The sequence below is a fragment of the Mycobacterium triplex genome, assembly GCF_000689255.1.
GTDB lineage: Bacteria > Actinomycetota > Actinomycetes > Mycobacteriales > Mycobacteriaceae > Mycobacterium > Mycobacterium triplex.
The window spans coordinates 129,647-147,583 of record NZ_HG964446.1; the positions used below are offsets into that span (position 1 = coordinate 129,647).

General features: G+C 67.6%; 21 protein-coding genes, 1 tRNA gene and 1 other RNA gene. 13 read left to right on the forward strand and 10 right to left on the reverse strand.

What is annotated here, in order from left to right; genetic code table 11:
• Positions 1-6: 6 nt before the first annotated feature.
• Positions 7-101, reverse strand: an RNA gene (ffs, locus tag BN973_RS30215) — signal recognition particle sRNA small type.
• 78 nt (positions 102-179) lie between these two features.
• On the opposite strand from ffs, the gene BN973_RS00485 reads away from it, so the two are divergent.
• Both BN973_RS00485 and BN973_RS00490 read left to right on the forward strand, forming a co-directional pair.
• Positions 180-265: transfer RNA gene (locus BN973_RS00485), tRNA-Ser, on the forward strand.
• Between the two features lie 101 nt (positions 266-366).
• Positions 367-1,182, forward strand: coding sequence for a hypothetical protein (locus BN973_RS00490; protein ID WP_036465228.1), 816 nt, complete (start codon positions 367-369; stop codon positions 1,180-1,182).
• Here BN973_RS00490 and BN973_RS00495 read toward each other — a convergent pair whose 3' ends face one another.
• Both BN973_RS00495 and BN973_RS00500 read right to left on the reverse strand, forming a co-directional pair.
• Entirely contained in the window at positions 1,183-1,950 is a 768-nt protein-coding gene (locus BN973_RS00495) for an enoyl-CoA hydratase/isomerase family protein (RefSeq protein WP_139830088.1), read from the reverse strand. It lies immediately after the preceding gene.
• A gap of 16 nt (positions 1,951-1,966) precedes the next feature.
• Positions 1,967-2,353, reverse strand: coding sequence for a hypothetical protein (locus tag BN973_RS00500; RefSeq protein ID WP_036465232.1), 387 nt, complete (start codon positions 2,351-2,353; stop codon positions 1,967-1,969).
• A gap of 138 nt (positions 2,354-2,491) precedes the next feature.
• Here BN973_RS00500 and BN973_RS00505 point away from each other — a divergent pair, with 138 nt between their 5' ends.
• The 3 genes from BN973_RS00505 to BN973_RS00515 all read left to right on the forward strand — a co-directional run bounded on the left by BN973_RS00505 (position 2,492) and on the right by BN973_RS00515 (position 6,119).
• A complete protein-coding gene (locus BN973_RS00505; protein ID WP_036465234.1) occupies positions 2,492-2,974 on the forward strand; it encodes a lipoprotein LpqH in 483 nt (160 codons plus the stop codon).
• 77 nt (positions 2,975-3,051) lie between these two features.
• Positions 3,052-4,767 (forward strand): hypothetical protein, encoded by a 1,716-nt coding sequence (locus BN973_RS00510; protein WP_036465236.1) that lies wholly within the window; start codon positions 3,052-3,054, stop codon positions 4,765-4,767.
• On the forward strand, positions 4,764-6,119 hold the full coding sequence (locus tag BN973_RS00515) for a CHAT domain-containing protein (RefSeq protein ID WP_036465237.1): 1,356 nt from the start codon (positions 4,764-4,766) through the stop codon (positions 6,117-6,119). The genes BN973_RS00510 and BN973_RS00515 overlap by 4 nt, the downstream gene beginning before the upstream one ends.
• Before the next feature lie 3 nt (positions 6,120-6,122).
• On the opposite strand, the gene BN973_RS00520 is transcribed toward BN973_RS00515, so the two are convergent.
• On the reverse strand, positions 6,123-6,476 hold the full coding sequence (locus tag BN973_RS00520; RefSeq protein WP_036465239.1) for a hypothetical protein: 354 nt from the start codon (positions 6,474-6,476) through the stop codon (positions 6,123-6,125).
• 44 nt (positions 6,477-6,520) lie between these two features.
• On the opposite strand from BN973_RS00520, the gene BN973_RS00525 reads away from it, so the two are divergent.
• Genes BN973_RS00525 through BN973_RS00535 form a run of 3 tightly spaced genes read left to right on the forward strand, consistent with a single transcriptional unit; the run spans position 6,521 to position 10,034 of the window.
• Positions 6,521-7,840, forward strand: coding sequence for a hypothetical protein (locus BN973_RS00525; protein WP_036471879.1), 1,320 nt, complete (start codon positions 6,521-6,523; stop codon positions 7,838-7,840).
• A complete protein-coding gene (locus tag BN973_RS00530; protein WP_036465241.1) occupies positions 7,837-8,949 on the forward strand; it encodes a hypothetical protein in 1,113 nt (370 codons plus the stop codon). Before BN973_RS00525 ends, BN973_RS00530 begins: the two co-directional genes overlap by 4 nt.
• A 29-nt stretch (positions 8,950-8,978) precedes the next feature.
• Positions 8,979-10,034 carry an NAD(P)H-dependent amine dehydrogenase family protein gene (locus BN973_RS00535; RefSeq protein WP_036465243.1) on the forward strand — a complete coding sequence of 352 codons (1,056 nt, stop codon included), beginning with the start codon at positions 8,979-8,981 and terminating at the stop codon, positions 10,032-10,034.
• Between the two features lie 15 nt (positions 10,035-10,049).
• Here the strand turns inward: BN973_RS00535 and BN973_RS00540 are convergent, their stop codons facing one another.
• The 3 genes from BN973_RS00540 to BN973_RS00550 all read right to left on the reverse strand — a co-directional run bounded on the left by BN973_RS00540 (position 10,050) and on the right by BN973_RS00550 (position 11,930).
• Positions 10,050-11,063, reverse strand: coding sequence for a GlxA family transcriptional regulator (locus tag BN973_RS00540; protein WP_051641052.1), 1,014 nt, complete (start codon positions 11,061-11,063; stop codon positions 10,050-10,052).
• A gap of 79 nt (positions 11,064-11,142) precedes the next feature.
• Entirely contained in the window at positions 11,143-11,427 is a 285-nt protein-coding gene (locus BN973_RS00545; protein ID WP_036465245.1) for a hypothetical protein, read from the reverse strand.
• Positions 11,424-11,930, reverse strand: a complete 507-nt coding sequence (locus BN973_RS00550; protein ID WP_036465247.1) for a membrane protein — start codon at positions 11,928-11,930, stop codon at positions 11,424-11,426. Before BN973_RS00550 ends, BN973_RS00545 begins: the two co-directional genes overlap by 4 nt.
• Positions 11,931-12,202: 272 nt before the next feature.
• Between BN973_RS00550 and BN973_RS00555 the strand changes: the two genes are divergently transcribed.
• Positions 12,203-13,099 (forward strand): haloalkane dehalogenase, encoded by an 897-nt coding sequence (locus BN973_RS00555; RefSeq protein WP_036465249.1) that lies wholly within the window; start codon positions 12,203-12,205, stop codon positions 13,097-13,099.
• A 10-nt stretch (positions 13,100-13,109) separates the two neighbouring features.
• Here BN973_RS00555 and lipL read toward each other — a convergent pair whose 3' ends face one another.
• Both lipL and BN973_RS31315 read right to left on the reverse strand, forming a co-directional pair.
• On the reverse strand, positions 13,110-14,399 hold the full coding sequence (gene lipL / locus BN973_RS00560; protein ID WP_036465251.1) for an esterase/beta-lactamase LipL: 1,290 nt from the start codon (positions 14,397-14,399) through the stop codon (positions 13,110-13,112).
• Positions 14,400-14,484: 85 nt separating this feature from the next.
• A complete protein-coding gene (locus BN973_RS31315; protein ID WP_169718175.1) occupies positions 14,485-14,649 on the reverse strand; it encodes a hypothetical protein in 165 nt (54 codons plus the stop codon).
• A gap of 179 nt (positions 14,650-14,828) precedes the next feature.
• On the opposite strand from BN973_RS31315, the gene BN973_RS00570 reads away from it, so the two are divergent.
• The 4 genes from BN973_RS00570 to BN973_RS00585 all read left to right on the forward strand — a co-directional run bounded on the left by BN973_RS00570 (position 14,829) and on the right by BN973_RS00585 (position 17,478).
• A complete protein-coding gene (locus tag BN973_RS00570; RefSeq protein WP_036465255.1) occupies positions 14,829-15,002 on the forward strand; it encodes a CsbD family protein in 174 nt (57 codons plus the stop codon).
• A gap of 147 nt (positions 15,003-15,149) precedes the next feature.
• The gene (locus BN973_RS00575) at positions 15,150-15,656 is read left to right on the forward strand and encodes a nitroreductase/quinone reductase family protein (RefSeq protein WP_036465257.1); all 507 of its coding nucleotides are present in this window, start codon (positions 15,150-15,152) and stop codon (positions 15,654-15,656) included.
• 73 nt (positions 15,657-15,729) lie between these two features.
• Complete coding sequence (locus tag BN973_RS00580; protein ID WP_036465259.1) at positions 15,730-16,440, forward strand: cutinase family protein; 711 nt, start codon at positions 15,730-15,732, stop codon at positions 16,438-16,440.
• 51 nt (positions 16,441-16,491) lie between these two features.
• On the forward strand, positions 16,492-17,478 hold the full coding sequence (locus BN973_RS00585) for an SDR family NAD(P)-dependent oxidoreductase (RefSeq protein ID WP_036465261.1): 987 nt from the start codon (positions 16,492-16,494) through the stop codon (positions 17,476-17,478).
• Positions 17,479-17,497: 19 nt separating this feature from the next.
• On the opposite strand, the gene BN973_RS00590 is transcribed toward BN973_RS00585, so the two are convergent.
• Entirely contained in the window at positions 17,498-17,896 is a 399-nt protein-coding gene (locus BN973_RS00590; RefSeq protein ID WP_036465263.1) for a nuclear transport factor 2 family protein, read from the reverse strand.
• Positions 17,897-17,937: the final 41 nt, after the last annotated feature.

The window sequence follows — 17,937 nt, forward strand, 5'->3', positions numbered from 1 at the left end:
CCCACACATAGGGGACCCCGCGCACCCGACAGAGCCCATTGACCCTTGCTGCCTTCCGGCCCTGGGGGAGTTCACAGGATAGACGCCGCGCGGGGTCCATGGCGAGTGTAATACCTGCCGCGGGCCGGCCGAGGACGCCGACCGACATTCCACGTTGACCCAGCCGCTACCATTGCCACGGAGGATTCGCCTAGTGGCCTATGGCGCTCGCCTGGAACGCGGGTTGGGTTAACAGCCCTCGCGGGTTCAAATCCCGCATCCTCCGCAAATCGGGTTCACTCGGTTGACAGACGCGGCCAAGCGGTTGTTTGGAATCGGTTTGGCTGCCTTTAGGCTGGCGTGGGCTCATCAATATGAGGGAGGCGTATGGGGCGCAAGGTCGCCATACCGTGGCACTTGGTGTTTTCGATCGGTGCCGGCGTCCTCTATTTCCTCTGCGTGTTGCCCCGCTGGTCCGAGTTGATGGGCGACACTTCGCGCGGCTTGGGAATGGCGGGCCGGATCGGCGCGGGCGCGCTGATCGCCCTGGCCGCGCTGCCCGTGGTGTTCACCCACCTGCGGACCCGCAAGCCGGAGCTGGGCACGCCGCAGCTGGCGCTGACGATCAGGGTCTGGTCGATCGTGTGCCACGTGCTGGCCGGGGTGCTGATCATCGGTACCGCGATCAGTGAGATCTGGCTCAGCCTGGACGCTGCCGGACAGTATCTGTTCGGGATTTACGGCGCCGCCGCCGCGATCGGCCTGCTCGGCATGTTCGCGTTCTACCTGTCGTTTGTCGCCGAGCTGCCGCCGCCTCCGCCGAAGCCCATCAAGGCGAAGAAGCCCAAGAAGAGTCGTCTGCGCCGCAAGAAGGCGGACGAGGCGGAAGCCACTAACACTGACGACGCGGAGGACACCGAGGCCGCCGTCGATGAAGAAGCCGAGACCGTCCTCGCGGAAGAAGCCGGCGACGAGGCGGAAGAAGCCGAAGCCGAAACCGAGGCAGCAGAACCCGTCGAGCCCGCCGCCGAAGCTGTCGACGCCGTCGCAGCGGAGAAGCCGGAGCCCTCGACCGAGGAGCCGAGCGACGACGACGAGACCGAAGAACCCCGCAGCGGTCTGCGCAACCGCCGCCCCGAGGGCAAGGGCTCGCATCGCATGCGGCGCAGGCGCACCCGCGGCGGCGTCGCGCTCGACGAGTGATCAGTCGCGGCGCTTGAGGCTTTCCACGTAGGCGGCGAGGCGCTGCTGCGTCGCGTCGGAACCCCACAGCCGGCGGACGTCGGCATCGGTGGCGCCACCCTGGCGGATCCGGGCTACGGCCGGGGCACGCAGCTGAGCCTTCGTGTCGCGATAGGCCTCGACCGGGAGCTCACCCAGCTCCGCGGCCTCGGCGACAGCCGCCTCGATCAGATCATCGGCGACGACGCGGTGCGCAAGACCGCGGGTGATGGCATCGGCCCCCTTGTAGGTGCGGGCGCCGAGCAACACCTCCTCGGCGCGCTCCCCGCAGGCGTAACGCATCACTTCCAGCGCGGCGACCGGGAAAGAGACGCCGACGCGGACCTCGGCCGCGCCGATCCCCGCCTCGGGGCCGATCAGGCGACGATCGCAGGCACACGCCAGCACACACCCGCCGGCGATCGCGGCACCGTTGATGGCCGCCACCGTCGGCCACGGAAAGCCGAACAACGCGTCGAATGTGTCGGACAGCGCCGGAACCAGCCGATCGGTGTAAGCGCTGCCGCCCTCGACCACCCGGTTCAGGTCGACCCCGGCGGAAAACACCCGGCCCGCACCGGTGATGACCAGCGGGCCGTTGCCCGACTCCTGCAGTTCACGAAAGGTTCGGGTCAGCTCCTCGAGCACTTCCACATCGAGGGCGTTGACGCGCCCCGACGACAGCGTCAACACCCGCACCGAAGCTGTCCCCTTTTTCAAAGCCTGAATCTCGATCACAAGGACACTCAAGCATTCGCCGGCCGCGCTACTGCTGGTGGGTCAGTCTGGCCAGGATTACCGGAATGTCGGTGTTCTCGTCGGTGTGATAGCTCGCGCACACGCGGTGGTAGCCGTCGGCGATTTGCAACGGAACACCTGTCACGATGTCGCCGCGGATCAACAGGATCGGCGACAGCGCAACGCCTTTCTCAATCTTGGTGAGATCCGCGGCGACGTGCGGGTTATCAACAGGTAACAGGCTCAGCTGCGCGGCCCGCAGGATGTCCTTGGCCTTCTTGTGCGTCACGGCCCCGGCCTGCAGCCGCTTCGCAAGCTTCTTGACCGTGGGCGGATCGGCGAGCAGGTCCAGGTAGTCGGCTGCCGCCGGAAAGTCATGTGCCTCAGGCGTTTCCAGCCACCTCACGCTGGCCATCGGATCTCTCCTTCGTCAGGTCCCCGCCGACGGAGCCTACCGGCTGCAACCAAATATTGGGATCGGTAGCGACTGCGGCGTTCTGTACTTGCACCCATGACGACGCCAACGGGGCGGCGCATGAAGGAAGGAACAGCAGTGAAACGTCTTCTCGTGGGCGCGGTCGGAACCCTCGGTGTGGCAGCGGCCGTGGTGGGCTGCTCGAGCGGCGGCCACACCGCCAGCCCGGCATCGAGCAGCGCCCCCAGCGTCGCCTCCGGGAGCGGTGCACAGGTCAAGGTCGGTGGCGCCGACCTTGCGGGCGTGAACCCGGCGTCGGTGACCTGTGTCAAGCAGGGCGGCAAGATCAACATCGGTAGCGGTTCCACCGGCGGTGCCCAGCAGGCGCTGGCCGTCGTGATGACCGACGAGGCGACCCCGAAGGTCGAGTCGTTGGCCCTGGTGGTCGACGGCAACGCGTTGTCGGTCGCCGACAACATGGGCGCCAAGGTCGGGTCGGCCAACGTGGCGGTGGACGGCAAGACCTACACCATCACCGGTCAGGCGCAGGGCGCCGACCTGAAAAACCCGATGGCCGGGATGATCACCAAGGACTTCAGCATCAAGGTGACGTGCGGTTAATCGGTTTCACTCCGGGCGGCGGACGTGCCTCACTCACGCGTCCGCCGCACCGGGCTGTCCGGACTTATGATGCAGCCGTGTCGATCTCCGGCGAATTAGAGCGTGCCCGCCGCCTGGCACTGGTCGCCGACGAGACCGGCGCCCGGGACCTGCTGCTGTCACTGGTCCCGGCGATCGAGGCCGAAGACCGCGACGAGGACATCCTGGAAGTCTTCGCGCAGCTGGGCGAGATCTACCTGGCACGCGGCGCGAATGACGGCGTGCACGAGTGTATCCGGCGCATCCGCGACTGCCTGGAGATCTACTCCGGCATCATGGCCGGAACCAGACTGGAAACGACGACGATGCCGGCGCCCGACGTGGCGCGCATGATTCGTCGCTATTCCCGACGAGCGCAGCTGCTGCGGACCGGCGTGGCCGCCGCGCAGGGCGATCACGAGGGCGCCGCGTCGGCGCTGGCCGAGTTGAGCCAGGCCGACAGCGCGTTTCCCGAGCTGGCCGAGGAGCATGCCCGCCTGATCATTCACGCGCGGCTGCTGTGCGCGGCCGCACTGTGCGACGACGACCTGCATGTACGGTCGGTTCCGTTGTGGGAGCAAGTGCTCGGCGCAATCGACCGGTTGGGCGACGACGAATTCGACGACCAACTACGGGTGGCCGCGGGCACCGCCTACGGCAGATTCTGCGTCGAGACCGGGCGGCTCACCGAAGCCGAGCCCTGGCTGCGTCGCGCCGGGGCCAGGGCAAAGGCGCGAGGATGGGAATTAGCCGAGGCCCGCACACAATTGGAGCGCGCGGCGGCGCGCTGGCTGGTCAGTGACCACGCGACGACCGAGCAGCTGGTCTTGCAGGCCTACCCCGTCATCGCACGATACGAGCGGGCACACGACGTCGCCCGGTGCTGGCTGTACATGGGACTCACCCGGCTGGCGGTCGGTGAACTGAAAGCCGCCGACGAGTGCTGGGAGCATGCCGAGCGGTACTGGCGCGAGCTGGGAAAGCCGTTACATTTGCACCGAATCTTGTTGCAGCGCAGCTGGATAGCAATCTTCTGGAGCCGGTTCGCCGATGCGGTCGAGCTGATCGCCCAGGCCCGGGAACTGCTCGACTCCTCGCCACGCAGCAGCTGGCTGCAGTACGCCCAACTCGACAGCCACCTCGGCACGGTGTGGCGCGCGGATGCGTTGGCGGACCTCGGATTCGACAGCTCCGGCGATCCCGATGAAACGCTGGAGGAAACCGAGGCCCGGCAGGCCGAGGGACTCGGCATCCTGAAGGGCGAGGCCGGCACTGAAGAATACTTCCGCGCCATGACCAAACTCGAACAGGCCGCGGAGCTCAAGGTCCCGGCCGCCCTCGCGGTCGACTCGGTGCGTTTCTCGATCGCCGACGCCGACGCGAGAGCTCGCTGGGCGACCAGCATCTCGGCGCCCATCCTGGCCGGCGCCTTCGCCGTCGCGTACGAGTGGGAGAACACCCAACTGATCAGTGAACTAGTCGAATACCACAGCGCGCGCGGCACTTTCGACACCGACCCGCAGCGACCGGCGATCGGCGAGTGGGCATCGACGGCCACCGCCACGGTGCTCGTCGACACCGAGCTCGAGCCGGCGCTCGCCGCGGCCGGCCCGCCGGCGGGTGGCGGCCGTTCGCTCACCCGGCTGGGGCCGTTGCCGCCGTTGCAGATGCAGCCCGACAGCCCGCCGATCATGAGTCACTATCGCGCACTGGCGCTGCAGCGCTACGGCCGCGATGTCACCTCCGCCGAGCCCGCCTGGTCGACCTGGCCATGAGCGACCCGCTCACGCTGGTCCTGCGGTACGCCGACGTCGGGATCGCCACCTACGGCAGCCTGCGGGTCGTCGGGCAGCCGTCGCGAACGGTCACCTGGGTGGTGGAGGAGCCGCTGCTGCTGGCGGCCACCGAAGAGCTGATCGACGCCATCCCCGAGCCGCACGGCAGCGAGAGCCGGCGCGACGCCATCGAGCGCGCGTTGGCCACCGGGCCTTTCGCGAAGCCGGACACCGAACTCACCGTCGCCTACATCCTGGGCGTGCTGCTGCTCTCGACGCAGGCCTGGCAGCTGCTGACGGAGTGCGTGGCCTCGCCGCGCGCCACCCTATTCGTGGCGCCCAGCGCACGTTTGGCGCGCGTCCCCTGGGGCCTGCTAGCGGTGCCGAAATCGGGCCCGAGCAAAGAGGAATTGGTGCGCGCCCGCCAGGACGCCATCACGGCCAGCGGACGGGTGGCGGCCCGGATCCCTTGGCAGCTCACGAATATCGGTGACCACACCGACGGCCACCGGCTGACGGAGTTGGTGGACGTACTGATGGCGGTGCCGGCGAACATCGTGCACGCACCGCGTACACCGGCGCGCTGGGATGACCGCAAAGATGGCCCGCCGGTCCTGGTGCTCGACCCGCGGGTGCCCGGCCAACGCCCCGACTCCGCTCTGGGGTCGGTGCTCGGCAGGCCTTCAGCGGAAACGCGGTTGGCACAACACTTTGCCGAACTGATGGGCCAGCGCGCAGTGCTGCCCGGAACCGACGGGGCAGTCGACCTGTTCCGGCGTCCGGACGCCGACCGCGACTGGCTGGCCACCATGCTGGCACAGAAGCCCAGCAGACTGTTCTACGTCGGCCACGCGAGTTCGGCTGACGCACAGCATGATTACGCAGCGGCGGCCGACCGCGCGGCACTGCACCTGGCCTGTACCGCCGCGGCCCGAGGCGACGCCGACACCATCGGCGACCATCGTCCGCTGACCGCGTCGGACCTGATGTCGCTGCGGCTGCCCATGCCGCCGCGGGTGGCCCTGCTGGCCTGCGGTTCGGGCGGCGACTATCGATTCGACGAGGCGACCGGTCTGGTGGCGGCGGTGATTCTGGGTGGCGCACAGCTGGTGACGGCCACGCTGTGGTCGCTGCCCACCACCGCCGCCTACCGCCGATTCGCCGCTGCGGACGCCGATCCGATGGCCGCCGTGGTCGTCGCCGTCGACCGCGCGCACGAGGCCGACGACGCGGGGGCCGCGGTCAATCGATGGCAGCGCGAACAGCTGCGGCGCTGGCGCGACGGAGACCTCACCGCCAACCCGCTGTATTGGGCCGCGCTGGTCACCTTCGCAGTCGACGGCGCACGCTAGCCCTCAGACCGCGGCCAACCACGAAGCATGCACCGCCAACACGTCGTCGGGCAGCGAAAGCTGCTCGCGGGCAGCGGGATCGAACGCCACCAGGACGACCAGTCCGGGCCGCAGCACCGAGGAGTCCAGCTCATCCTCGCCGCGCGCCAATCTGCCGATGAACGTCTCACCCGACACGGCGACCACCTCGATGAATACCTGTCGCTCGCCGGCGACCTCGCGCACGGTGCCCACGCCGACGGTACGACCGGCATCGCTGCCACGACGCCAGAACGCCAAACGCCCGGCCCCGGGCAGGAATGTCTTCAGCTTCTTCATGCATCCAGGGTCTCGGTGCCCGGCGGCTACCGAACCCAACTTTTCGGCTAGGGGTATCCGTGAAATGCCCCTATCCTGTGCTGATGAGCGCGGACCCGCAGCTGGCCACCGCCGTGGCCGCAGGCCATCCACGCCGGGCGGTGATCGAGGCGGCGTGGCGGGCGATCGGGCCCGGCGTCGAGGTGCTCAGCAGCGACGACGGCGGCCCGTTGACCCGGACCGTCAAACGCATCATCGACCCGTTGGTGCTGCGGCTGCGGTCCAACCCCCAGTATTCGGCCCCGGTGGTCGCCCCCGAGACGGCCGCGGCCATGCACGAGCTGATCGTGGGCAGTGCATCCGAATTACGCGCCGCCGCAGCATGGTTCGAGGTCCTCAAGCTAGAGCGCCGCAGGCAGCGGATCCGCTCCGGAAACGCCCAGGAGCTCTACTTCCCGGTCTGCTACGAGCTGGCGGTCACCAAAGGTGCACCGGCACCGGAAGATCGCGAGACCGCGGCCGCCGTACTCGGCGAGATTCACCAGGGCCGTGACCGCACCGCGATCGAAGTCTTGCATCAGTATGTGGCCGGCCAGGATGTCGTGGCCACGCTCACCGAGCAGCTCGAACGCAGTTGGCGTGACGTGCGCCCGGGCGATACCGTGACGGGTCCGTTCCTGGCCGAACTCGGCACGGTGTTGGGGCCCGCGCACGGCCACCGCGCCGCGACGGCACGCCAGCGGGTCTGGTCGGCGATGATCAGCGACACCACCCCGTACAACCTGGGTGCACTAGTCCGTGTCGAATCCGCGCAGCTGCCCTGGTCGATCGCCAAGCTGGGATTGAGTTCGGTTGTCCCGCAACGGCCCCCGCATATCGCCGGTGGGGTCGAGGGCGATCGGCCGCTGGATCGCAGCGTGGTGGACCGGGTGCGCGCGACGCTGCGCCGCGCCCTGGACCGCGACGCCCTGCCCGACATCCCGCTGCTGTGCGAAGAAGAAGTCGACCGCGCCTGCGCGCCCTGGGGGCTGCTGTCCGAGGACAAACAGGCCACACTGGTGGCCGGCATCGAGGTCGCGGTCGAGCTGGCGCCCCTGGACCGCTCCGCCTCCAGCCGCTACGCGCTGGCGGCGCAGATTCAGGCGCGACTGCGCAAGGAGGCATACGTGCTGCATGCCCGGCGCTATCTCGCCGAGGGCGGCCCGATGCATCCGCGGCAGCGCCAAGTCGTCGACGACCTCGCGGCATACGCGCCGCCCTACCTGAGCCGCCTGTGGGCGCGACTGCACGGCCGCGATGTCTGGCAGGAGCCGTGCGACGACGTCGACGAGATGCGGTCACTGCTGGAGGGGGTCGCGCGATCGGTGAGCCTCGATCACCGGCAGCGAATCAAGTCGATGCTGGAATTGCAGGTGGCGGGATGAAACTGGTTGCCGAGTCCGGTCTTTGGACCCTCGGACCCGCCACCGCTGCGACCCCGCTGGCGGCGGTGCTGGAAGTCAGTGGCGCCGTGCTGTCCTGGACGATCGACGATCCGCCCGGCGAAGAGCGAACCCAGATCACCTTCACCGATCTGTCGCGTGCGGACTGGCTGTGGCGGGTGTTCGGTGAGGCCGGTCATGTCGCGCTGGCCGCTGCCGCCGACTCCGCGGACGCCGGCATCGAGCGCAGCGACGTCGACATCGTGCCGGGTTCGGTCGATCGGCTGCGCCGGCTGGCCGTCGGGCATTGGCTGCGGCGCTGGTGGCCGGCGAGTCAGCGGGACGGGATCGCCGGCCTGGACCGCGCGCTGCTCGACGTCGAGGTCGCGGTGCTGACCGCCGGTGCGCAGGACTTCTTTACCGACGACACGCTGGATTCGGACGTGACCGGGCTGCTCGCCCCGCACGCCGCGGCGTTGTTCACCCACGTCCGCAGCGATGACGCACGGATCGCGAACCTGGTGCGCGCTGGTGCCGAGCTCGCCGACGAGGTCGGGGTTGACGACGATGCGTGGTCGGAATTGATTGCTGCTCTTGATGATTCGGGTGTCGTGCTGACGATACCGAACGGGCGTCGCGACGACTACGCCCTGGCCGCGGGTGCTGACGCGGGCCCCCGCGGCTCGTCGATCGCCCGGGGCGTCGCGTCCATCAACTGGACCGCGGTGCCCCCGGCCATCTTCGACGCCGGCGAGAACACCGTCGACTGGAGCATCGAGGCGTTCGGCGCGCTGATACGCGCGGCGATCATCGGGCCCGACCTGCCGTCGGGCATCGCGGTGCGTTTGCAGTCCGGAGCGATCAGCGGTGCCGGCGTGCTGGACGGCGAGGGCCGCGCGACGCTCCCGCTGGTCGACGCCGACGGGCAGCCGATGACCGAGTCCGCCGCCTGGGATCACGACTGGACGGCGACCGCGGTGCTGGTGGGAGCCGACACGACCGAGACCCGCGAAACCCGCGACCGGATCCGCCGGTGGGCACATGCCAGGCTGGACCGGCCGCCGGCGGACGCGTTTCTGGCCGAGATTTTGGCTTCCGAATCCGCCTATTAAGCGCGCGGACAATTCCCTATGCTGAGCGAGTGCCAAACAACTATCGAGTCGTTCAGTGGAACACCGGAAACGTGGGCAAGAGCTCGCTCAAGTCGATCGCCGACAACCCCACCTTGGAGCTGGTCGGGTGCTTTGCCTGGTCACCGGAGAAGGTCGGCAAGGATGCCGGCGAATTGGTCGGCATCCCGCCACTCGGGGTCGTCGCGACCAATGACATCGACGCGCTGCTCGCGCTGAAACCGGACTGCGTGGTCTACAACCCGATGTGGATCAACGTCGACGAGCTGGTCACAATCCTGTCCGCGGGCGTCAACGTGGTGACCACCGCGTCGTTCATCACCGGCCACAACCTGGGCGAGGGCCGCGACCGGCTGCTCGAGGCGTGCGAGTTGGGCGGCTCGACGATCTTCGGGTCCGGCGTGAGCCCGGGCTTCGCCGAGCTGCTGGCGATCGTGTCGGCGATGGTGTGCAACCGCGTCGACAAGGTCACCGTCAACGAAGCCGCCGACACCACGTTCTACGACTCCCCGGAGACCGAGAAGCCGGTGGGCTTCGGGCAGCCGATCGATCACCCGGACCTGCCGGCGATGGCCGCCAAGGGCACCGCCATCTTCGGCGAGGCCGTCCGGCTGGTGGGCGACGCGCTCGGCGTCGAACTCGACGAGATCAAGTGCGTCGCCGAGTTCGCCCAGACCACCGCCGACCTCGAAATGGCGTCGTGGACCATCCCCGCCGGACACGTCGCGGGCACCTACATCAGCTGGCAGGGCATCGTCAACGGCAAGACCCTGATCGACCTCAACGTCCGGTGGCGCAAGGGGCAGACCCTGGAACCCGACTGGAAGATCGAGCAGGACGGCTGGGTGATTCAGATCGACGGTCAGCCGACGGTGACGACGAAGGTCGGGTTCCTGCCGCCGCCGTACTTCGAGGCGACGACGCTCGAGGAATTCATGGACCTCGGCCACATCATGACGGCGGTGCCCGCCATCAACGCGATTCCGGCGGTGGTGGCCGCGGCGCCCGGCATCGCCACCTACGCCGATCTTCCGTTGACGCTGCCGCGCGGATTCGCGAAAACCTAGGCAACCCAACGGTAGTTACGACGCCGGCGAGAGCTCGGTCCTGAACCGTCGTGGCCGCGGCAACGCCTCATTTAGCGTGCGTTCGCGAAAGGTGTTGCGGTAGCTCTGCGGTGCCACACCGCTGAGCCGGCGAAACTGCTCACGGAAGTTCGCCGCGGAAGTGAAGCCGACGTCGCGGCCGATCCTTTCCACCCCGCGTGAGGACCGCTCCAGGAGTTCCTGCGCGTGGCGGACGCGCACTCCAGTGACCCACTGCATGGGTGTTTGACCCGTTTCCGCCTGGAAACGACGGTTCAAGGTGCGCACGCTCGTCGCGGCGAAATCCGCGATATCGGCCAAGGTCAATTGGCGGTGCGCATTCTGTTCGATCCACGCCAACACCGCATCCAGTTCGGTTCTTGCCCCGATAGCGCTGACCGGCAGCCGGTTTCGGACGATGAATTGTGCCTGACCGCCGCTGCGGTGCAGTGGCGCGACCGCGAGCTTGGCGGCGACAGCCGCGGCGGCGGCACCGTGGTCTCGTTGCACCATGTACAGACATAGATCGATTCCCGCCGTAGCGCCGGCGGAGGTCAAGATCTGCCCTTCGTCGACATAGAGGACATCCGGATCCAGGGCAACGTCGGGAAAGGCGGTCCGGAAGAGGTCGGCAGCGACCCAATGCGTGGTCGCTCGCTTGCCGTCGAGGAGTCCCGCGGCGGCCAGTGTGAAAGCGCCCGTGCAGATCGAGGCGATCCGGGAGCCGGCCGCGTAGGCCGAGCGCAGCGCGGTGATCACCTCGGGCGGCGTCTCGGCGGTCGGGTCGTTGCGGCCGGGCACGATGACGATGTCCGCGCCGGTCAACGCTTCAAGGCCATGGTCGGTACCGATGCGAAGCGGTCCCGCGTCGACCTCCGGTGCCGTAGCACACACCCGCACCTGGTAGCCGTTCTCACCGGTGGGTAGCGGGACCCGTCCGAACACTTCCACCGCGATGCTCAGGTCATAGGCGATTACGTCCGGCAAGGCCAGGACGGCAACGCTGCGCATGGTGGGAGCATACCGGCTGTGTTGGCGGGATCGTGGCGGTACGACAAAATATTGCCACCATGGCCGATGGCGGCCCCGCTCAACGCGATTCCTCGTCCGCGTGGGCGTGGCCGTCGCCAGCACTCATGCTCCGCGCGACCAATAGCCCTCCTATCCCGGGAACCAGGGACAGCAGCCAAATGCGTTGTCGCCCAACACCGAGCATGATCGCCGAAACGACGGTCGACGTGTAGGCCAGCCCGTGGATGGGCCCGAGCAGCCGGGAGAACTCGGGCAGGTGCACGGTCGCGACGTTCAACAGCAGCAACGTGAGCGTGCCCAGTTCCACCGCGCCGACGATGCGCATCGCGCGGCGAGCGTTCACAGGCCGGCGCCGGTGGTCGAGCCGGGACGCACGATCATCAGGATGACGACGACGACCCACAGCAGGTTGAACATGCCGGTCTGCATCCCCAGCCGGCCGGTGAGACGCAGCGACGGAAAGTCCCCGGTGCCGTCGGCGACGGCCGCCCCCGAGCAACGGCCGGTGTCGATGCTCTCGAGTGCCAGCCGCTGACCGGGCACGATCAGGGTGGCGAGAACCGCAACGGCCAGCGCGGTGATCGCAATCGAAATGAGCAACCATGCATCGCCGAGCACGCCCATGCTTGCGGCGGTCGCCACACCGAATACCGGCACGACGATGCCGATCGTCATGTACACCTTGACAATTCGGTGCAGCACGAATGCGGCGGCGGATGCCCGCCGATCATCGGGATCGATGATGGCCGCCCGAGCCACGCGAGGGAACATGCTGGCGGCGACCGCGACGGGGCCGATCGCGAGGATCGCCGCCACCACGTGTACCGATAGCAGGAAGGCGTTCACCGGACACCGCCGTCGGCCGCGACGAACGTGAATGACTGCGAGCACACGCCCGCAATGCTGATGGACGCCTGCTACTCGCACCAGAGTCTGGCTGGCCAGATTTCGCCGCAATGTTGCCATCCGCGGACCGCAGCGACGAAACCGCTTGTGGCATGCAGGATTCGCGGACGGCTCGAGCAAGGCAATATCCCAGCGCGCGTTGGCAATCCGGCTCATATCTCGCGGCGGGCGGCAACGCTACCGTCGATCTACCCGTTCGGAAAGGACGTTCAATGCCCGCAGCCAAGCCGTACGGCCACAAGCAGTTCAAGACGATCAACGGCAAGCGGATGGCCTACATCGATGAGGGCCAAGGCGATTCGATCGTATTCCAGCACGGCAACCCCACCTCGTCGTACCTGTGGCGCAACGTGATGCCGCACCTGGAGGGGCTGGGCCGGCTGGTGGCATGCGATCTGATCGGGATGGGCGATTCGGACAAACTCGACAACTCCGGCCCGGGCAGCTATCACTACCGCGAGAACCGTGACTACCTGTTCGCCCTATGGGACGCACTCGACCTGGGTGATCGTGTGACGCTGGTGCTCCACGACTGGGGCGGGGCGTTGGGTTTCGATTGGGCTAACCGGCACCGTGACCGGGTCGCCGGCATCGCGCACATGGAAACGGTTGCGGTGCCGATGGAGTGGGACGATTTTCCTTCAGACGTGGCTCAGATGTTTCGGGGCTTCCGCTCCCCGCAGGGCGAGGCGATGGTGCTGCGGGACAACATGTTCATCGAGCGCGTCCTGCCCGCCATCGTTTCGCGCACCCTGTCGGACGAGGAATTGGATCACTACCGTCGGCCGTTCCGTAATGGCGGCGAGGATCGCCGACCGACGCTGTCGTGGCCACGCGATGTTCCGCTCGGCGGTGAGCCGGCCGACGTGATTGCGGTCCTGAACGAATTCGGGCCGTGGTTGTCGGGTGCCGATGTGCCCAAGTTGTTCGTCAGAGCTGACCCGGGCGTGATCCAGCGAGGCCGCGTGCTCGATGTCGTGCGCGGCTGGGCCAACCAGACCGAGGTCACGGTGCCCGGTCTGCATTTCCTTCAGGAAGACAGCGCCGACGAAATCGGTACGGCCGTCGCTTCGTTCGTGCGCACGATCCGCGCCGCGACCTTGTGCTGACGCTGCCGCGCTAGTCCCCCGCCGCGGCCCGGGCCGGCGCGGTCGCCCGTCGCCGTCCGGGCTTGGGGAAGGTCGCGCCCAGCTGTGGCACCTCGACCGGGCCCTGGTGCCGGGCGGCCTCCATCGCGGAGCGCAGCGGGCCGGCCAACCCGGCGAACGACCCCATGTCGAACAGCCGCGACGTCAACAGCCGGTTATGGACGTATCCGAACGAGCCGCCGACCTCGGGGTCGGACCAGCCGAGTGTGCCGCCCAGACCCACATGCCCGAACCCGCGCAACAGGCCGGGCACCGGCGATTCGTGGTAGCCGAGGTGAAAAGGCATGGGCACCACCATGTTTGCGTCCGGCCATTTGATCCGCGCCTGCCCGGTCAGCCCGCGTGCCAGTTCCTTGGACAGGTACTTCCTGCCGTCGATGCGGCCGTCGTTGGCCAGCACGGCATACATTTTGGCCAGCGCGCGGCCGGTCACCACGCCGTTGGCCGCGGGGATCTCACCGTCCAGGAACGGGGTGTCGCCCTGCATCAGGGACATGATCCCGGGGAAGTACATCGCGCCGAGCGCTCCCGAGTAGCGCATGTTGGCCACCCGCGGGGCGATGAAGTTGAGCACCGGGGTCGGCATTTTCGTCTGCGGCATCAGGATTTGCGCCGGCTGCGTCGGCGAACCCTGCGGCGGCCGGCCGAGATGCAGACCGTCGGTGTCGAGCGGACGCGCGACCTCCTGACGAATCAGCTCTCGCATGCCTTTGCCGGTGATTGCCCGGGCCAGCCCGGACAGCAGCCAGCCGTAGGTCAGGGCGTGATAGGCCTGCACGCCCCGCAGATGATCGACCGGTGCGGCCGCCAGCCGTTCCTCCATGGCCAGGTGGTCCATCAACTCCGTCTTGGTGACACCGCGCAGATGCGACAAACCGGATCGGTGCCGAAGCATGTCGCGAACCGTGATGTCGCCCTTGCCGTTGGCGGCGAACTCCGGCCAGTACTCCGCCACCGGATCGTCGTAGGACAGCAAGCCGCGGTCGGCCAGCCGGTGGATCACCGTCGACGCGACGCCCTTGGTCGCCGAGAACACCATCGCGCCGGTGTCGGCGGTCCAGGGCCGCGTACCGGCCCGGTCGGACCACCCGGTCCAGACATCGACGACGGGAATGCCGTCGATGTAGACGCTCAGCGCTCCCCCGCCGAACCGCCGGCCGGGGAACTGTTGCGCGAATTTCTTGACGACATTCGCGAAATGCGGGTCGGCAGCCCCCGACACGCCATCGGGCAGCCCATCGTCGGTGACCAGCAGTGTCATGGTGCTCCCCGGGCCTTGTGCTCATCGGGCAGCTACCGCCGCGGCGGCCCCTCCCCGATGAGGTGCGATTACGAGATCGAAGCTATCAGTCCAGCAAACGATCCGGGGGGTCCTCGCCATCCGCGGCGGGCAACTGCTCGGGAGGCGAATCCCCCAAGAACTTTCGGAGCCGAAGCAGCTGATTGATCACGATGCCCAGGCCCAGCAGCATCAGCACTACGACTATCGCCACCACCGTTGCGGTGCTCATGGATTCCATTGTGATCCATCCCATGCCGGCGGCACGATCTGTTGTTTGCCGGCCGCACCACGAAACCCCGTGCGCTGGGCACCGTCGAGCCGTTCGCCGATCCGCCTGCGGGGGTTTCGGAATCAACCACAGGGGTAGCCGGAACGAGCAGGAGATCGTTTCGAGAAGGGAACCGAAGGATGAGCACCGAAGACAAGATCAAGAACAAAATCGAGGACCTCGGCGGCCAGGCCAAGGAAGCCATCGGCAAGGTGACCGGCGACAGCGACACCAAGAACGAGGGTCGCGCGGATCAGGCCAAGTCCAGCCTGAAGGACGCCGGCGAGAAGGTGAAGGACGCCTTCAAGAAGTAGCGATCCCGACTCGACCAGCAGGTTTACTGAAGACGCCGGTAAGCCTGCTGGTCGCCTTTCTTAAGGCGGCGGCACCGGGATCACCCATCGGCGCGCTGGTTGCACGGACTGCACCCGCACGCCGAAAGATCGGATTATCGTCGTTTCATGCCGCTACCGTACGTCGACCCGAACCGCCCGGGCACGGCCCTGACCCGCGCCATGACAAAGTTTGCTCGCAGTAAGCCGGGCAACCTCCTCGCGCAGCGCATCGCCGCCAGGACGGATCCATGGCTGGGCCGCGTTTCGCACGGCAAAATTTCCTGGGGGATGTTTGCTGTGCCGTCGGCGACATTGCACATGACGGGCGCCAGAACCGGCCGGCCGCGTCAGGCCCAGGTCTCCTACTTCCACGACGGCCGGGACGTGATCCTGGTCGCCTCCCACTTCGGCCGCAGCACGCACCCGCACTGGTACTACAACCTCAAGGCGCATCCCGAGTGCGAATTCGGTGCGGACAGCTTCGTCGCCACCGAGGTCACCGATCCCGTCGAGCATGCGCGGCTCTATGCACTGGCCGAACGCTCATACCCCGGCTACCGCGACTACCGCGCAGCGGCCGAGGCGATCGGCCGCCATATCCCGGTCTTGCGCCTGGCTCCCGCTGGCGATTGAGAAACCAGGCTTTGGGCAATCCTTACCGCCACCTGCATCGAATGCAGGTAAGACGCGAACGGTGGGACAGGCAATGAATCTCTTGAAGTTGATCGACAGCCGGACACGCAGGCTGGCCGCGGCCGGCGCAACGGCCGTGTTGTCCGTGGCGGCCGTGCTGGTCACCGGCCCTGCCCCGTCGGCAAGCGCCGACTGTCCTGACGTCGAGTTGGTCTTCGCCCGCGGCACCAGCGAGCCGCCCGGTGTCGGCGGCATCGGTTCCGGCTTCGTCGATGCGCTGCGCGGGCAGCTCGGTGGGCGCAACCTGACGGTGTACCCGGTGAACTATCCGGCCAGCAGCGACTTCAGCAGCCCCGACTTCCCGGCGACGTTCATCGACGGCATTCGGGACGCCAGCTCGCACATCGAGTCGATGGCGGCCAGCTGCCCCAAGACCCGGGAAGTGTTGGGCGGTTTCTCGCAGGGCGCGGCCGTGGCCGGGTTCGTCACCTCGTCGGCCGTGCCGAAGGGCATACCCGCGTCGTCGGTCCCGGCGCCGATGCCGCCGGACATCGCAAACCATGTCGCCGCCGTCGTCCTGTTCGGCACTCCGTCGAATCAATTCCTCGAGCACTACGGCGCGCCGGACATCGCGATCGGCCCGCTGTACCAGCCCAAGACCCTGCAGCTGTGCGCCCCCGGCGATCCGATCTGCGGCGGCGGCAACGACGGCGCGGCGCACGCGTCGTACGTCGTGAACGGCATGACGGGCCAAGGCGCGAGCTTCGCCGCCAGCCACCTGTAGTTAACGCAGTCCCGGTTGCCGCGCGGCCGACAGGCCTTGGAGAATCGCTGCGTGCGGATTCTGATAACGGGCGGTACTGGATTTGTGGGTGGGTGGACCGCCAAAGCCATCGCCGACGCGGGGCACGCGGTTCGGTTCCTGGTGCGCAACCCGGATCGGCTGCACACCTCGGTCGCGAAGCTCGGCGTCGACGTGTCCGACTTTGCCGTGGGGGACATCATCGATCGCGTCTCGGTGCGCGAAGCATTGCAGGGATGCGACGCGGTGGTGCACAGCGCCGCCCTGGTGGCCACCGATCCGCGGCAAACCAACGAGATGCTGACGACGAATATGCAGGGCGCTCAGAATGTGCTCGGTCAAGCCGTCGAACTCGGGCTTGACCCGATCGTGCACGTGTCGAGCTTCACCGCACTGTTTCATCCCAACCTGCAGACGCTGTCGGCGGACTTGCCGGTGGTCGGGGGTGCCGACGGCTACGGAACGTCTAAGGCCCAGGTCGAGATCTACGCCCGCGGCTTGCAGGACGCCGGTGCGCCGGTCAACATCACCTATCCCGGCATGGTCCTTGGGCCGCCGGTCGGCAATCAATACGGTGAAGCCGGCCAAGGGGTGAAGTCGCTGCTGGACCTGCATTTTGTACCCGGGCGAGGAGCGGCATGGTTGATCGTCGATGCCCGCGACGTGGCCGCGCTGCACGCGGCGCTGCTGGAACCCGGGCGCGGACCACGACGCTACATGGCCGGCGGTCACCGTGTCTCCGTCAGCGAGCTGGCGAGCATGTTCGGCGAGGTGGCTAACACCACGATGGTCGCTGTGCCGGTTCCCGACACCATAATCCGCGCCGCGGGAGCGGTTCTCGACGTTGCGACCCCGTATCTGCCGTTCAACACGCCGTTCACCGCGGCGGGCATGCAGTACTACACCCAAATGCCGGCATCGGACGATTCGCCCAGCGAGAAAGAGCTTGGCATCACCTATCGGGATCCGCGCGAGACGGTCGCCGACACCATCGACGCGCTGAGGGCCGCCGACAGTTAGCCGGTGCGCCAGATCAACCCTAGCTAGCGATATGGACGCGGTAGCTCCTTGTGCTGAACAACCAGTCACCGTCCACGCACCGGAGTTCGTCGGTGTACGCGCCGACCAGCCGGTGCGTCTCGCCGTTTCGAAACCGCAGTGTCTCTTGGCAATACGAGCGGGCGTGCGCGTCGTGGCCGCTGATCTCGATCATCCCGATCTGGGTGACGAACGCCATCGTCTCCACCGCGCGCCAGATACCGTCCCAGTGGGCGCGCAGCTCGTCGAGCCCGCGGAACTCACCGCCTGTGCCGAGCCGAACCGGGTCGTCGGTCCAGCACCGCAAATAATCGTCCAGCGCGATCCTGGACACCGCGTCGCTGTAGCTGTCGAATCGCTCACGGATCTTGAGCCGATCCTCGATGGGGCCGCTGAACATCGCCTCTCCTCTCGTCAGAACCATTGGGCCGCTTGGTCTTA

Coding starts and splice junctions, on each gene's coding strand:
- BN973_RS00530 (WP_036465241.1), top strand. CDS start 7,837: ATGAAACTGGTTGCCGAGTCCGGTCTTTGGACCCTCGGACCCGCCACC.
- BN973_RS00570 (WP_036465255.1), top strand. CDS start 14,829: ATGAGCACCGAAGACAAGATCAAGAACAAAATCGAGGACCTCGGCGGC.
- BN973_RS00525 (WP_036471879.1), top strand. CDS start 6,521: ATGAGCGCGGACCCGCAGCTGGCCACCGCCGTGGCCGCAGGCCATCCA.
- BN973_RS00555 (WP_036465249.1), top strand. CDS start 12,203: ATGCCCGCAGCCAAGCCGTACGGCCACAAGCAGTTCAAGACGATCAAC.
- BN973_RS00590 (WP_036465263.1), bottom strand. CDS start 17,896: ATGTTCAGCGGCCCCATCGAGGATCGGCTCAAGATCCGTGAGCGATTC.
- BN973_RS00490 (WP_036465228.1), top strand. CDS start 367: ATGGGGCGCAAGGTCGCCATACCGTGGCACTTGGTGTTTTCGATCGGT.
- BN973_RS00580 (WP_036465259.1), top strand. CDS start 15,730: ATGAATCTCTTGAAGTTGATCGACAGCCGGACACGCAGGCTGGCCGCG.
- BN973_RS31315 (WP_169718175.1), bottom strand. CDS start 14,649: ATGAGCACCGCAACGGTGGTGGCGATAGTCGTAGTGCTGATGCTGCTG.
- lipL (WP_036465251.1), bottom strand. CDS start 14,399: ATGACACTGCTGGTCACCGACGATGGGCTGCCCGATGGCGTGTCGGGG.
- BN973_RS00540 (WP_051641052.1), bottom strand. CDS start 11,063: ATGCGCAGCGTTGCCGTCCTGGCCTTGCCGGACGTAATCGCCTATGAC.
- BN973_RS00575 (WP_036465257.1), top strand. CDS start 15,150: ATGCCGCTACCGTACGTCGACCCGAACCGCCCGGGCACGGCCCTGACC.
- BN973_RS00500 (WP_036465232.1), bottom strand. CDS start 2,353: ATGGCCAGCGTGAGGTGGCTGGAAACGCCTGAGGCACATGACTTTCCG.
- BN973_RS00515 (WP_036465237.1), top strand. CDS start 4,764: ATGAGCGACCCGCTCACGCTGGTCCTGCGGTACGCCGACGTCGGGATC.